Consider the following 14,857-nt stretch of genomic DNA (forward strand, 5'->3'; position numbering starts at 1 on the left):
GGCGGTTCAGCGGGCGCTGGCGGCCCGCGCGGCCTTCAGTCTCGCAAAATCCTCGCCGGCATGATGCGACGAGCGCGTGAGCGGGCTCGCCGACACCATCAGGAATCCCTTCGTATAGGCGACCTTTTCGTAGGAGGCGAACTCGTCCGGCGGCACGTAGCGCATTACGGCGTGGTGCTTGCGGGTCGGTTGCAGATACTGGCCGATGGTCAGGAAATCGACGTCGGCCGAGCGCAGATCGTCCATCACCTGCTGCACCTCGTGGCGCTCCTCGCCGAGGCCGACCATGATGCCGGACTTGGTGAAGATGGTGGGATCGAGCTCCTTGACCCGCTGCAACAGCCGGATCGAATGGAAGTAGCGCGCGCCCGGCCGCACCGTCAGATAGCGCGACGGCACGGTCTCGAGATTGTGGTTGAAGACGTCGGGCTTGGCAGCAACGACCACCTCGAGCGCCCCCTCCTTGCGCAGGAAGTCGGGCGTCAGGATCTCGATCGTGGTCGAGGGGCACGCGGTGCGGATTGCGCGGATGGTCTCGGCAAAATGCTCGGCGCCGCCATCGGCGAGATCGTCGCGGTCGACAGAAGTGATGACCACGTGGGCAAGGCCGAGCTTGGCCACGGCCCCCGCGACGTTCCGCGGCTCGGCCGCATCCAGCGCGTTCGGCAGGCCGGTCTTGACGTTGCAGAAGGCGCAGGCCCGGGTGCAGGTGTCACCCATGATCATGAAGGTTGCGTGCTTTTTGTCCCAGCACTCGCCGATATTCGGGCAGCCCGCCTCCTCACACACCGTGTGCAGGCCGTTCGACCGCACGATATTGCGGGTGTCGGCATAACCGCGGGTGTTGGGCGCGCGCACGCGAATCCAGTCCGGCTTCGGCGGCGAAGCGGAGTCGGGACGATTCACCTTTTCAGGGTGACGCGGGCGCAGCGGGTTCGTGATGGTATCGACAATAACGACCATGGTCTGTCCGGTCTGTTCAGGTCCTACCTAGTCTGTCTGCCTGCCTGCCGCAACCCGGCTCGCGCCGCTTCAGGGAACATGGCAGATATGGGCAATATCCTGCTCTGTTCTCAGGCGATTCTCACCTCGAATGGCTCCAGTATCGAAGACTTCCACACCGCGGCTCGGCAAGGTCCTGAAGCGAGCCTTTTTCGATCGCGACGTCCGCCAGGTCGCGCCGGACCTGATCGGTGCGACCATGCTGGTAGACGGCGTCGGCGGCCTCATCGTCGAGGTCGAGGCCTATCATCATACCGAACCGGCGGCGCATTCCTTCAACGGGCCGACGCCGCGGAACCAGATCATGTTCGGCCCGCCCGGCTATGCCTATGTCTACCGCTCCTACGGCATCCATTGGTGCGTCAACTTCGTTTGCGAGGAGGCTGGCTCAGCGGCCGCCGTGCTGATCCGCGCGCTGGAGCCGACACATGGCTTGGCGGCGATGCGCCGCCGCCGCCATCTCCAGGATGTGCACGCGCTGTGCTCGGGCCCGGGCAAGCTGACCGAGGCGCTCGGCATCACCATCGCCCACAACACCCTGCCCCTCGATCGACCGCCGATCGTGCTGCATGCGCGGACGGAAGACGTCGAGGTGGTGGCCGGCATCCGGATCGGCATCACCAAGGCGGTCGAGCTGCCCTGGCGCTATGGCGTCAGGGGCTCGAAGTTTCTGAGCAAGCCGTTTCCGAAATAGGCTTACGAGGCCTGCTTCAGCCGCTCCAGCGCCTCGAGCAGCTTGGCCTTGCGGGCCAGCGCGGCCTCACGCTTTTCGCGCTCCTCCTCGACGACCTCCTCGGCCGCGTTGGCGACGAATTTCTCGTTCGCAAGCTTGGACTCGGCGCGCTTGATATCGGCGTCGGCCTTGCCGATCTCCTTGTCGAGACGCGTGCGCTCGGCGGCGACGTCGATCACGCCCTTGAGCGGCAGCGCGGCCACTTCGCCACGCACGAGCAGCTGGACCGCACCGTCGGGCGCGCGGTCGGCGAAGGAGATGTCCGAGAGACGCGCCATGCGCTTGATGATTTCGGTCCAGCGCGGCGCGCGCTCCCTGGTTTCGGCGGACGCGCCGACCAGCACCAGCGCCGTCAGCGTTGACGGCGGAATGTTCATCTCGGCACGTATCGAACGGATCTGCGTGATCAGGTCGATCACCCAGCCGATCTCGGCTTCCGCCTGGGGATCGGTGAAGTCGGCATGGTCGAAGATCGGCATGACCAGCATCGGCGACACCAGCGGATCGGTCGGTCCGGCCGCCGCAGCAAGCATTGCGAGCTGCTCCGGCGTCGGCTCGGCCGGCTTCAACGGCCATTGCGCCAATGCGAGCAAACCGTCGCGCTTGGCCGTCACTTCCCACAGCTCCTCGGTGATGAAGGGCATGAAGGGGTGCAGCAGCTTCAGGATCTCGTCGCGGGCCCAGGCGACCATGGCGCGGGTCTCGTCCTTGGCCGGGCTGTCCGGTCCGAGCAGGACGGGCTTTGCGAGCTCGACATACCAGTCGCAATAGACGTTCCAGACGAAGCGGTAGATCGCACCGGCCGCATCGTTGAAGCGATAGGCTTCGATGGCCTCGGTCACCTCGCGCGTGGTGTGCGCGCTCTCATGCGCGATCCAGCGGTTCAGCGTCTCCTTGGCCTTCGCCGGCTCGAAACCGTCGGGCACGGCGCACTGGTTCATCTCGGCGAAGCGCGACGCATTCCACAGCTTGGTCGCGAAATTGCGGTAGCCCTCGACACGGCTGGTGGCGAGCTTGATGTCGCGCCCCTGCGCCGCCATCGCGGCCAGCGTGAAGCGCAGCGCGTCCGCGCCGTATTCGTCGATCAGGTTGAGCGGATCGATGACGTTGCCCTTCGACTTCGACATCTTGGCGCCCTTCTCGTCGCGGACGAGGGCGTGGATGTAGATGGTCGAGAACGGCACCTCCTTCATGAAGTGCAGGCCCATCATCATCATGCGGGCGACCCAGAAGAAGATGATATCGAAGCCGGTCACCAGCGCATTGGTCGGATAGTAGCGCTGCACCTCGGGCGCGTCCGCGGGCCAGCCGAGCGTCGAGAACGGCCACAGCGCCGAAGAGAACCAGGTGTCGAGCACGTCCTCGTCGCGGGTGATAAAGCCTTCGCGCTTGTTGCGGTCGAGCGCCATCTCGCGGCCCTGCTCGGCCGTGATGACTTCCTGCTCGACGTAATAGCCGAGCGCGTGGCTAACGGCCTCCTCCTCGGTCTCGGCGACGAACACCTTGCCGTCCGGACCGTACCAGGCCGGGATCTGGTGGCCCCACCAGAGCTGGCGCGAGATGCACCAGGGCTGGATGTTCTCCATCCACTCGAAATAGGTTTTTTCCCAGTTTTTCGGCACGAAATTCGTCTCGCCCGAACGCACCGCCGCAATCGCGGGCTTTGCCAGCGTCTTGGCATCGACATACCATTGGTCGGTCAGGTACGGCTCGATCACGCTGTTGGAGCGGTCGCCGTGCGGCACCATGTGGGTGTGCGGCTCGATCCGCTCGACGAAGCCGAACGATTCCAGCCGCTCGACGATACGCTTGCGCGCGACGAAGCGGTCGACCTTGTGGAATTCCTCGGCGAACTGCGCGGCGCCTTCCGGCAGGTCGCGCAGATAGTCCTCGTTGTCGACGAGATCGAGACAACCTTCCCGGTCGATCACGCTGATGCGGGCGAGGCCGTGGCGATTGCCGACCTCGAAATCGTTGAAGTCGTGCGCCGGCGTGATCTTGACCGCGCCCGAGCCCTTTTCCGGATCGGAATAGTCGTCTGCGACGATCGCAATCTTGCGGCCGACCAGCGGCAGGATCACGTTTTTGCCGACCAGCTTCAGATAGCGCTCGTCGTCCGGATGCACGGCAACGCCGGTATCGCCGAGCATGGTCTCGGGGCGCGTGGTGGCGACGACGATGAAGCTCGAGGGATCCTCGGGGCTGAATGTTTTGCCTTCGATAGGGTAGCGCAGATACCAGAGGTGGCCCTTGACCTCGGTCTGCTGCACTTCGAGATCCGAGATCGCGGTGAGCAGCTTGGTGTCCCAGTTCACCAGCCGCTTGTCCTTGTAGATCAGGCCGTCACGGTGCAGCTCGACGAACACCTTGACGACGGCCTTCGAGAGGCCCTCGTCCATGGTGAAGCGCTCGCGCGACCAGTCGCAGGAGGCGCCGAGCCGCTTGAGCTGGTTGATGATGGTGTCGCCGCTCTCGGCCTTCCACTGCCAGACCCGCTCCAAAAACTTCTCGCGGCCCATCTCGCGTCGGCCGGGCTGCTGGCGCTCCATCAGCTGCCGCTCGACCACCATCTGGGTGGCGATGCCGGCGTGGTCGGTGCCGGGCTGCCACAGCACGTCGCGACCGCGCATGCGCTCGAACCGGCACAGGATGTCCTGCAGCGTGTTGTTGAGGGCATGGCCCATGTGCAGCGAGCCCGTCACGTTCGGCGGCGGGATCACGATGGTAAAGGGCACGGCGTCGCTGCGGTCGGGACGGCCGGCCTTGAACGCAAGGCTGTCCTCCCACACCACGGACATGCGGGCTTCGATATCGGCGGGCTGGTAATTTTTCTCGATCATGGGCGCTAGAAAGCCGCGTGCGCGGGTCAAGTCAACGGGAAGCTCAGCGGCAGCGGCTTTCCGGCCCGATCCGCAGGCCGAATATGCCGTAGGAGCAGGGCTTTATCGGGGCCGCAGGGCCGTGTCAGCGGCCGCCACGCGAGACCCGCTCAATTTCGGCCTTCACGATGCGTTCAACCATGCCCGGCAGATTGTCGTCGAGCCAGGATTTCAGCATCGGACGCAGCATCTCCTTGACCAAATCCTCCAGCGTCCGCGCATTGCTGCTGAGCACCGTATGGGCCAGGGAATTGAAGGCGGATTCGACCGCCGAGACCGTCGATTGCGCCAGGATTGGCTGCTGCGGCGGCACCGGGGGCGCGTCGAAGTCCACCGGCGCGTAGGACGGCGGCGGCGTCGGGCGCGGCGGCGATTCGGCGAATTCGAGATCGTCGCGCGGCTCGACCTTGCGGAAGCTCGGCGGCGGCGGAGGCGGCGTCGGGTCCATCGCCATCTCGTCGGTCAGTTCGAGCACGTCGGCCTCAGGCTCAGGCTCAGGCTCCGGCTCAGGCTCGGGTTCCGGCGCGCGGACCTCGGGCGCAGGCGTGGCCGCATCAAGCCCTGCCAGCAGAGCGTCGATATCGTCCTGGTTGTTTGACGCATCCGCCGCAGGGGCAGCTGGCGGAGGCGGAGCCGGCTTTGCGGCGGGGGCTGGTGCGGGCTTCTCGGCGGCCGGTTTACCGGCTGCGACCTTGGACGGCGGAATGTCGTTCATGACCTGCGGCTTTGGCGCAGCCGCGGCCGGCGCTGGCTTGGCGGCTTCTGCCGGCGGCGGCTTGGCTTCATCGTCGGCAATGATGCGCCGGATCGAGGCCAGAATCTCCTCCATCGAGGGTTCTGTGACCTTTGCAGGCTGCGTCATCTCCGACTCCACATCATCAACGCCCTCGCATGCGTTGTTTTACACCAAGCACGACGGGATTGGCCGGTTCCGGATGGGTGGCCCGACATTTTCGTCGCGGCAGCCCGACTTGTCCCCAGATCACGGCTCAACGTACAGCGGTGCGCCCCTGCCCCCGGTACTCAAGCTTTACGCACGCAGCATCAATGCGAGCCGAATCGACCCGCATCGTCTTGCCAAGGCTATGTCAGGGAATTTGACGATTGCAAGCAAAGCGCTGGTCGGCCTCGTCTCATCGCGAGGCCGACCGGACGCCTACGGGTGTTAGCGCCCGTCAGGCGTACGCACGCCGGCCCAGCTGTCGCGGACCTGTTGGTAGTGAACGCTCGGATCGTAAATCGTGGTCGCAAGGCCCAGGACCTGCGGCGCCAGACGGCCGACGGCAGCCAGCACCTGATAGGAAGCGACGACGCGGTCGTGCTGCGCGGTCACCAGCGCGACGCGCGCATTGACCAGCGCCTGCTGCGCGTTGAGCACGTCGAGCGTGGTGCGCTGACCGGCCTTGGCCTCTTCACGAACGCCGTTCAGCGCGATCTCGGACGCCGTCACCTGCGCCTGCGCCGACTGCACCTGCGCCTTGCCGGCCTGCAACGACCCCCACCACTGCACCACGGTCGCACGGGTCTGGTCGCGCGTGGTTTCGAGGTTGAGACGCTGCTGCGCCAGGTTTTCCTTGGACTGGCGGATCAACGCATATTCTGAGCCGCCCTGATAGATCGGCACCGAAAGCTGAGCAGTCGCGGCGGCGTTGAAGGATCGCAATTGAATGATGGACTGTTCGTTGGCCTGCGTGGCCGATGCCTGGATCGTAAGCGTTGGCAGCAACGCACCTTCGGCGACCTTGACCTGCAAATAGTTGACGTCGATGCCGTACATGGCGGCGGTGACGTTGGGATGCTCAATCAAGCCGAGCTCCACCGCGGCGGCGAGCGACGGGGGCAGGAAACGGTCGACCGGCGAGCCTGGCGCAAGGTTTGTCGGCTCGTTGCCGATGATGCGGCGATAAGTGGCACGGGTCGTGTTGAGATTCGCTTCAGCAGTCAGCGCCTGCGTCCTGCCGGCTGCCAGCTGTGCTTCCGATTGTGCGACGTCGGTGCGCGTCACTTCGCCGACATTGAAGCGGTCACGAGTCTGCTTGAGCGTCTGCTCGAGCACCCGAACGTTGCTGCGCTGGACTTCGAGCGTGGCCGAGTCGCGCAGATAGTCCATGTAAGTCGTGGCGGCTTGGAGAAGGACGCTTTGATCGAGGCTGCGCAGCGCTTCGCGCGAGCCGGACACCTGACTCTCCGCGGCGCGTGTCCGGTTGGCAGTCTGGTTACCGTTGTAGAGCGTCTGGGAAGCGGTGATTCCAACGCTGCGAGGCATGGTGGTTCCATGGATCGCGTTGGTACCCACGCCACTCTGGAGGTCCTGATATTGATAGCCACCGCTCGCCGTGAGCGAGGCCCGGGGCCGATAGCCGGACAGGGCCTGAGGCACGTTTTCGTCGGTCGAGCGCACCTGGGCGCGCTGTGCGTTGAGCTGCGGATTGTTCTGATAGGCGCGCACCAGCGCGGACTCGATCGTATCCGCCAAGGCAGGCGTCGGCCCGGCAAGCGCGAGCAGCAGGACCGAAACCGCAGCTCCGGTGAAGAGCTTCACCCCATGCATCCCAAAATTTCCGTTCATTCTAGCGCCCGGCTCGTGCCCGCGAGCTGGGTTACCATCTACCGAGTGGAGTCGTTGCCCCGCCGCAACATAGGATGCGAATCGGCGCGACGGAACTACCTCAGCGTAGTTCCCGGTGGAAACTCTTAACGTGCAGCATCCCGGCCACACTTCTGATTCAGAACGGGATTTTAACGGGCTTTGGGCCGTCAGAAGACGAAGGCGGCAGCCCGTGCCAGCCCGGGAAGGACCGGGGCGGCGGCGTCGAACAGGGCCCGATGGCCGAATTCGCCGTGGGTATGGGTCACGATCATCGCCCGCGGCGGCCTGGATTCGGCGGACACCCCCACCAGACGCCCGCCCTCCTTCAGCTGCCCGAGCAGCGCTTCCGGCGTCACCTCAGTCGCGCCATTGAGGATGATCACGTCGTAGGGAGCGGCGGACGGATCGCCTTCGGCGCAGGCCGCGGCCTTACAGGTGACGTTGGCAAGGTTCAGCGCAGCCAGGGCGGCCTTGGCCTTCGTAGCCAAAGCCGAATCGCATTCGGTCGCGGTCACCTGCCGCGCGAGCTTGGCGGTCAGTGCGGCGAGGTAGCCCGTGGCGCAGCCGACCACCAGCACGTTGTCGCCCTCGCCGATCTCGGCGGCCTGGAGCAGCTTGCCGGTCAACTGCGGCTTGATCAGGAAGCGCTTGGCTTCGCCCTCGCTCACATCGAGGTCGAGATCGAGATAGGCCAGCGCCTGCCGGTCGGCCGGCACAAAGGCCTCGCGCGGAACCGCGAGCATGGCATCGAGAACACGACGGTCTGTGACGTCATTGGTGCGCACCTGGCCATCGACCATTTTAAGGCGCGCGGTCGAGAAACCGGACATTTGCGGACCCTGCAAGGCGGACGACGCCGCGGACGAAATTCGCGGCATCTTTGGAGCATGCACGGCCAAAACGCAACACGGCCGTTAGCCTGCGGGGCTAGGCTTCCGCATCTTACCGCCTCGGGGGCGGGCGGGATTATTCGATCGCTACCGCCAGGCGACCGATCAGGGCGGCGACCTCGTCCAGCCGTGCCGAATCGGGCGTCTCGACCGCTCGCGCCAGACAGGCCAGGCATTCGTCGTCGCTCAGTTCGGGAATCTCGGCCGGAAGAATCGAGGGGGCCATATGGTCGACCTGGACGTCTGGCATGGGAATCAGCTCCGTTAAGATCCGGCTATCGCGAAGCTCGATTTCAATTGAGTCGATTTGGCGCCGTCCGCATGGCGTGACGGGGCCACTCCACAACACATCTGCTTGAATGCGATTCCCGGCCGCGATCGCGCAAAGCGTCGTTCAGAAGCCACGGCAACGAGATCGCGCATCGCGCGAGGGCGCAACCGTAAACTGTTGAATGTGCGGTAGAATTTGGCTCCCCGGGCTGGATTCGAACCAGCGACCATCCGATTAACAGTCGGATGCTCTACCGCTGAGCTACCGAGGAAAAGGCGAACCAGTCGTTCGCGCGCGGCTGCGTATAACAAAGCCGCTTGCGCTTGCAAAGGACGAATTCGTCATCACCCGCAACGCGCCGGAGGAAGGTTGGGATGCTCCCTCCTCCGGACCATCCCGGCCGAGGGCTACTCCGCGAGGAACGAGGTCGTCTTGGTGCCGGGATCGTAGCGCAGCCGCAGCGCGGTCATCTTGCAGAGGTTGCGGATTGCGCTTCGCTAATCCACCCCACGCTGCTATCACGGCCGCCGACAGACCAGATCGATCTCGATCAATGCGTCATACGCCAAGCCAGTGACACCGACGCAGGTCCGGGCTGGCAGGCGGCCGGGCGCGAAGTACGTGCGGTAGGTCTCGTTCATCGCCGCATAATCTTCCTTGAAACGCGTCAGATAGATCCGCGTCATCACGACGTGCTCGAGGCCGAGATCGAGGCCTGCCAAGACGATCTTCAAGTTCTCCATCACTGCGCGGGTCTGCGCGACGATGCCCTCGGGCAACTCGCCCGGCGCTTGCGGCGTGTCCGGCATCTGGCCGGTGACGAAGACGAAGCCATCGGTCTCCACGGCGTGGCTGAAGGGTGCGACCGGCTTCGGGCCGCCGCTGATCATGTGGAATTTCACCAAAAATGTCCTTGTTAAGGTGCGTCCTGAAACAGGCGCTTGCTGAGGATGGCGTGCACGCCCCAATTGCCGTCGACGACTTGCGTGACGCCGAAATCGACGGCGGCCGACATCAGCGCGATCGCCTCGTCCTCGCTGAGGCCTTTGACGTTCATCAGGAAGCGCCGCATCTTCCGGAATGCGTCCTTCATGGCGAGATCGAGCGACGACTTCGCGTAAACCTCGCTCTGCCCCTGGGCGCCGAACTCCGCGAGGTAGTTCGGATGGCTGAAGCCGGTCAGCACCCAATCGGTTGCAGTCTCGATCAGGGGATAAGAGAGATCGGCGAAGGGCTGTCCGGCGAGATCGGCCTTCTTGTGCAGGATCACCTCGAAGGTGCCGGTCATCGAGCATTCGATCGCGGTGCCGCTGAGTTCGCCGTCGCCCTGGGTGGCATGGGGATCGCCGACCGACAACAGCGCGCCGGGAACCGAAACCGGAAGATAGACCGTCGACCCCTTCCCCAGCCGCCAATTGTCGAGATTGCCGCCGAAATATGAGGGTGGCACGGAGTCGATGAAATCCACCTCGCGCGGGGCCACCGCGATCACGCCGAAATGCGGCCGCAAGGGAATCTTGATCCCATCGAGCACGGCATGCCGGCGCTTCACCGTGCCGGGCGCCACGGGAACTCCGGGATAATCATAGGCCGCGTGCACCACCCCGAACGGATCGGTTTGCGGTTCCCAGCGGTAGGAATAGAGCGCGCGGGCGTGCGGCGCGTCGATGTCGTCGAATATCTCATAGATCGTCACGACCTCGCGCGGCTTCGGACCCGCGAGAAACTCGTTGTAGTGATATCCCCACCAGGCTGCGACGGAGGAGCCGAACACGCGGCCTGAATGTTTGGGATGACGGCTCGCGCGCGGCACGATGTCGAGGATCCGCACCTCCAGCACGTCGCCCGGCTGGGCGTCCTTCACTGCCACGGGACCCGTGCAGATGTGCACGCCAAAGCCTTCGCCGGCGCCGCGTCCGAACACGCTGGCATCCATCGGACCCGCGCCGCGGCGATCCACGTTCTTCCTGGCCTTGGTCCAGCCGAACACGCTTTCAGCGGCGGCATCGCCCGCGATCATCAGCTCGGGGTCGTCGGAGGCATGCTGGGTCAGCGTCTCGATGGTGACGGTATCGCCCGAAGCGATCTCGAGCTGCGGCTGCAGCGAGCGGCTGAAATAGCCCCAGTGAACACGGTTGGCTTCGATCGGGAGATGATGGTGCTTGCGACCCTCAGCTCTCGGCGCGTCGAAGTCGGCGAGGCAGACATTGCTGCGCGCCTCCGTCCCCGTCTGATGCGCGCGGAGCTGTGCCAGCGCGTCCTGCGGCCAGCCGCGCTGACCGATGATTCCGTGCTGTGCCGTCGCGCGCTCCGCCTCCTGCTGGCGAAACTCGCGCGGCGGCAGGCCGAAGCGATGGCGGAAGGCGCGGCTGAAATGCGCGGAGTCGCCAAAGCCGTAGGCGTAGGCGATCTCCGAGATCGAACGATGCGCCTCGGTCGGATTGGACAGGTCGGCCCAGGCGCGCTGAAGCCGCCGCTCGCGAACGTAGTGGGTGAAATTGTCGCCGACCGTCTCGAACAGTTTCTGCAAATAGCGTTCGGAAATTCCCTCGGCTTGCGCCACGCGGGCCGGCACCAGATCGGGATCGTCGAGGCGACGCTCGATAATCTGGCAGATCCGGTGCAGCAGCGCAGACTGCGCCGCGCTGGATCCAGCATCGGAGGTCGACGCCGCCAGCTGATGCGCGAGCGTCAGGAGAAGATCGACGAGCGACTGCGCGAGCGAATTCCATTCGGCGTCACTCAGCGTGTCGAGCGTGCGCGCGGCCGCGTCCAGCAGGCGCGAGAACACGTCGGCAAAGCCGGTGGTCGGCACGACCCGAGCCTCGCCGAGCCGCGGCTTGCCCGAAAGGCGCCCGTGCAGTGCTTCGGACGTCACCGACAGCACGATGGCGCGCATGTCGCGCTGGAACACGATGCTCCAATCGCCGCTGCGCGGCAGCAGCACGAGGTGGCCGACGGGAACGATACGATGACTGCCGGCGCTTTTCAGCACCATGCCGTCCTCGACCGGCATCAGAGCGATGGGGAGGTCCTCGTTCGCTCGCGAGAGCGGACCAACGCTCTGCGCGCCCGCGGCCATCCGCGTCAATGCGACGCCCGCGGAGTGCCGGTGCGAGGCGGTCGCGTGTCCGTCGAACAGGCCGTGACCACCCGCGGGTTGCAGGCCGACCGCAGCCAGCACGTCCCGCCACGCATCGGGCCGGTCGTCTTGCGCGTAGGACTCGCTCGTGAACGGGCGGAAGCTCATCGGATCGACCCAGATTGCAGTCGATCGAAGCAACCTCCGTGCCAGACGTGCGCGGTCATCGGTCGCAGCGACGGGCCGCAGATGCGGGTTCTCCTTCACGCCTTCATCCCGAATATCGAATACACATCAATGCATTAGTCGCACCGAAAAATGTTCTTGCGGATCGTGCCATGGACGCCCCAATTGGCGTCGACGACCTGGGTGACGCCGAAATCGGCGCCGACCGACAGCAGCGAGATCGCCTCGTCCTCGCTGAGACCGTGCACTGTCATCAGAAACCGACGGAGTTTTCTGAACGCATCGCGCATCGCACGGTCGAGACTCGCGTGATTGGCAATCTCGGTTTGCGCATCTGCGCCGAGCGCGGCGAGATAGTTCGGATAGGTAAAGCCGTAGAACGACCAGGCATGATCGGTCTCGAGCATGGGGTGGTCGAGGCCTTCGAGGCTGGTGCCGGCCAGATCGGCCTTCTTGTGCAGGATGAATTCGAAGTCGCCGGTCAGCGAGGTCTCGATCGCGGTGCCGCCGAGTTCGCTGTCACCTTGCGCGGCGTGGGGATCGCCGACCGAGAAATAGGCCCCTGATACGGCGACGGGATAGAACATCCGCGCGCCCTTGCCGATGCGCCAGTCGTCGATGTTGCCGCCGGTATAGCTTGGCGGGATCGAGCTGACGAAATCGGCTTCCGATGGCGCAAGGCCCATGGTGCCGAAGTGCAACCGCGCCGGCACCTTCACGCTCGAGAGGATGTTCTCGCGCTTCCTGATGGTGGCGTGGTCCACGCGCACGCCGGGATAGTCGATGGTCGGATGCACGATGCCGTCGGGGTCGGTCTGCGGCGTCCAGACGTAATTGTAGACGGCCTTCGCGTAGGGCTCGCCGGAGGTGTCGAGCTCGAAAATGGTGACGACCTCGCGCGGCTTCGGCTCCTCGATGAGGTCGTGGTAGTGAAAGCCCCAGTTCGCTGCGACGTTGGAGCCGAAGCAACGGCCGGCGTGGCAGGCACTGCAACTCGGCCGGGGCCGGACGTCGAGGATGCGCACTTCGAGAATATCGCCGGGCTCGGCGCCTTCGATTGCGACCGGACCGGTGAGGAGATGCACGCCGATCCCCTCGCCTGCCCCGCGGATGAACGGGCCCTCGACGGGGCCGGAGCCGCGGCGCGCCACCGCCTTGTGCTCCCGGGTCCACTGGAACACGCTCTCGGCGCCCGGGTCGCCCTGGATCATGCGCTCGTAATCGTCATTCGCATGATGCGTGAGCGTCTCGATTGTGGCGCGATCTCCGGAACGCAGCGTCAGGGCCGGTGCGACCGCCTTGGAGAAATAGCCCCAGTGAACGGTCTTCGGCGAAACCGGCAGCGTGACATGCTTCATGACTTCAACTCTTCTGACCTGGCCTGTTTGGGAGTCGTGAATCTTGCGGCGACGGCACTCAACGCACCGCCTCCGGCGTCTTGTCGGCTTCCATCACGTTGAGGAAACGCGCCGTCAGCGGGTTGCGGGGATTGGAGAGCACCTCATGCGCCGGCCCCTCCTCGATGATCGCGCCCCCGCTGAGGAACGCGACGCGGTCGGCGACCTCATCGGCGAAGCGGATCTGGTGCGTCGAGATGATCATCGTGAGGCCGTCGTCGATGGCAAGGCGGCGGATTACCTCCAGCACTTCGTTGACGAGCTCGGGATCTAGCGCGGAGGTCGGTTCGTCGAGCAGCAGCACGCTCGGGTTCGGAGCGAGCGCGCGGGCGATGGCCACACGCTGCTGCTGGCCGCCCGAGAGATGCCGGGGCAGCGCGTCGGCGCGATGCGAGAGACCGACGCGGTCGAGCAGCTCGGTGGCACGGCGGTCGGCATCGATGCGGGTCATGCCGTGCACCCAGCGCAGGGGGCCGGCGACGTTCTCCTTGGCCGACAGATGCGCGAACAGATTGAACTGCTGGAACACCATGCCGACGCCGACGCTGGCGCGCTCATCGGCGATGGCGCGCGGCGACAGCCGCTTGCCGTTATCGTCGAAGCCGAGGCGGCGGCCGCCGACGCGCACGGTGCCGGCGTCCCAGTTTTCAAGATGGTTGATGCAGCGAAGCAGCGTGCTCTTGCCGGAGCCGCTGGGACCGAGCAGCGCAACGACCTCCCCGACCCGCACCGTGAGGTCGAGGCCGCCGAGCACTTTTTGCGCGCCATAACTCTTGGTGAGGTCCTTGGTCTCGACCGCGATGTTGTTGCGCGCGATCGTCGCCGCACGCCGGGTGCGCTCCTCACGGGTCAACGCCAGCGGCGGTGTGTCGGCAGGCTCGGCCTGCACGGGTTCGGGATCGGCGACGGTCGTCTCGGCCAATTCGACCTTGGTGGTGAGGTCAACACGACGCCACGGCAGACAATCGGCGAGCTTGCGCTCGCGGCGCGTGGTGCGGTCGAGATCGAGCCACCATTCGACCACAAGCTGGATGACGCTGATGGCGAAGGTCAGCACGAGGTACAGCAAGCCTGAGGCGAAGAAGATCGAGAAAAAGTCGAAGGTCGAGGACGCCAGCTGCGTCGAGCGCAGGGTCAGCTCCAGCACCGCGACGACGGAAGCGAGCGAGGAATTCTTCAGTGCGCTGACGGCCTCGTTGCCGAAGGCCGGGATCATGGTGCGGATGGCCTGCGGCGCGATCACCCGGCGCATCAGCACCGACGGCGTCATGCCGAGCGCCTGCCCCGCCGTCACCTGACCGCGGTCGACGCCCAGCACGCCGGCGCGCAGCATCTCCGCGATGAACGGCGCCTCGTTGCAGGCGAGCGCGAGGCCGGCGGCCAGCACCGCCGGCAGCTTGATGCCGATATGCGGCAACGCGTCGTAGGCGAACACCATCTGCAGGATCAATGGCGTGCCGCGGAAGATCACGGTGTAGGCCCTGGCGATTGCCGCAAGGAGCCAGAAGCGCGAGAGCTGCATGCCGGCGAGGATTAATCCGAGGATCAATCCGCCGCCGAGCCCGAGGGCGGTCACCTCGAGGGTGAGCTCGATGCCCTCGAGCAGATACGGCATGCTCAGATAGTGGAGGAACAGCGACATCAGCCAGCCGTCATGAGAGCGGGATCAAGTTTGGTCGAAGGCGGTGGATGGGCTGATCACCTCTCCCTTAGGGAGAGGTCGGATCGCGTCGTTCGATGCGATCCGGGCGAGGGTTACGCTTGCACCGAGTTTGCCGCGCCCCCTCACCCGGCGTTTCGCGCCGAGCTCTCCCCGTCGGGAGAGGT

The 14,857-nt window shown here is 65.2% G+C and carries 11 protein-coding genes and 1 tRNA gene; 1 reads left to right on the forward strand and 11 read right to left on the reverse strand.

The window, feature by feature from the left end; translation table 11 throughout:
* Window positions 1–6: 6 nt before the first annotated feature.
* Window positions 7–963, reverse strand: a complete 957-nt coding sequence (gene lipA / locus IVB24_RS22160; RefSeq protein ID WP_247768708.1) for a lipoyl synthase — start codon at window positions 961–963, stop codon at window positions 7–9.
* A gap of 130 nt (window positions 964–1,093) precedes the next feature.
* Between lipA and IVB24_RS22165 the strand changes: the two genes are divergently transcribed.
* The gene (locus IVB24_RS22165; RefSeq protein WP_247768710.1) at window positions 1,094–1,696 is read left to right on the forward strand and encodes a DNA-3-methyladenine glycosylase; all 603 of its coding nucleotides are present in this window, start codon (window positions 1,094–1,096) and stop codon (window positions 1,694–1,696) included.
* A gap of 2 nt (window positions 1,697–1,698) precedes the next feature.
* Here IVB24_RS22165 and IVB24_RS22170 read toward each other — a convergent pair whose 3' ends face one another.
* The 10 genes from IVB24_RS22170 to IVB24_RS22215 all read right to left on the reverse strand — a co-directional run bounded on the left by IVB24_RS22170 (window position 1,699) and on the right by IVB24_RS22215 (window position 14,672).
* The gene (locus IVB24_RS22170; protein ID WP_247768712.1) at window positions 1,699–4,575 is read right to left on the reverse strand and encodes a valine--tRNA ligase; all 2,877 of its coding nucleotides are present in this window, start codon (window positions 4,573–4,575) and stop codon (window positions 1,699–1,701) included.
* Between the two features lie 124 nt (window positions 4,576–4,699).
* Window positions 4,700–5,476 carry a DUF2497 domain-containing protein gene (locus IVB24_RS22175; RefSeq protein ID WP_247768714.1) on the reverse strand — a complete coding sequence of 259 codons (777 nt, stop codon included), beginning with the start codon at window positions 5,474–5,476 and terminating at the stop codon, window positions 4,700–4,702.
* 303 nt (window positions 5,477–5,779) lie between these two features.
* Window positions 5,780–7,165: a TolC family outer membrane protein gene (locus IVB24_RS22180; RefSeq protein ID WP_094974199.1), complete on the reverse strand. Its 1,386-nt coding sequence runs from the start codon at window positions 7,163–7,165 to the stop codon at window positions 5,780–5,782.
* Between the two features lie 206 nt (window positions 7,166–7,371).
* Entirely contained in the window at window positions 7,372–8,034 is a 663-nt protein-coding gene (locus IVB24_RS22185) for a protein-L-isoaspartate O-methyltransferase (protein WP_247768716.1), read from the reverse strand.
* Window positions 8,035–8,170: 136 nt separating this feature from the next.
* On the reverse strand, window positions 8,171–8,344 hold the full coding sequence (locus IVB24_RS22190) for a hypothetical protein (RefSeq protein ID WP_094974201.1): 174 nt from the start codon (window positions 8,342–8,344) through the stop codon (window positions 8,171–8,173).
* A 217-nt stretch (window positions 8,345–8,561) separates the two neighbouring features.
* Window positions 8,562–8,636: transfer RNA gene (locus tag IVB24_RS22195), tRNA-Asn, on the reverse strand.
* A 247-nt stretch (window positions 8,637–8,883) separates the two neighbouring features.
* Window positions 8,884–9,267, reverse strand: coding sequence for a RidA family protein (locus IVB24_RS22200; RefSeq protein WP_166469392.1), 384 nt, complete (start codon window positions 9,265–9,267; stop codon window positions 8,884–8,886).
* Between the two features lie 14 nt (window positions 9,268–9,281).
* Window positions 9,282–11,615 (reverse strand): acetamidase/formamidase family protein, encoded by a 2,334-nt coding sequence (locus IVB24_RS22205; RefSeq protein ID WP_247774154.1) that lies wholly within the window; start codon window positions 11,613–11,615, stop codon window positions 9,282–9,284.
* 134 nt (window positions 11,616–11,749) lie between these two features.
* Window positions 11,750–12,991, reverse strand: coding sequence for an acetamidase/formamidase family protein (locus IVB24_RS22210; protein WP_140479590.1), 1,242 nt, complete (start codon window positions 12,989–12,991; stop codon window positions 11,750–11,752).
* A 58-nt stretch (window positions 12,992–13,049) separates the two neighbouring features.
* A complete protein-coding gene (locus IVB24_RS22215; protein ID WP_247768718.1) occupies window positions 13,050–14,672 on the reverse strand; it encodes an amino acid ABC transporter permease/ATP-binding protein in 1,623 nt (540 codons plus the stop codon).
* Window positions 14,673–14,857 lie beyond the last annotated feature (185 nt).

The sequence above is a fragment of the Bradyrhizobium sp. 192 genome (assembly GCF_023100965.1).
In the GTDB taxonomy this organism is placed as follows: Bacteria; Pseudomonadota; Alphaproteobacteria; order Rhizobiales; family Xanthobacteraceae; genus Bradyrhizobium; species Bradyrhizobium symbiodeficiens.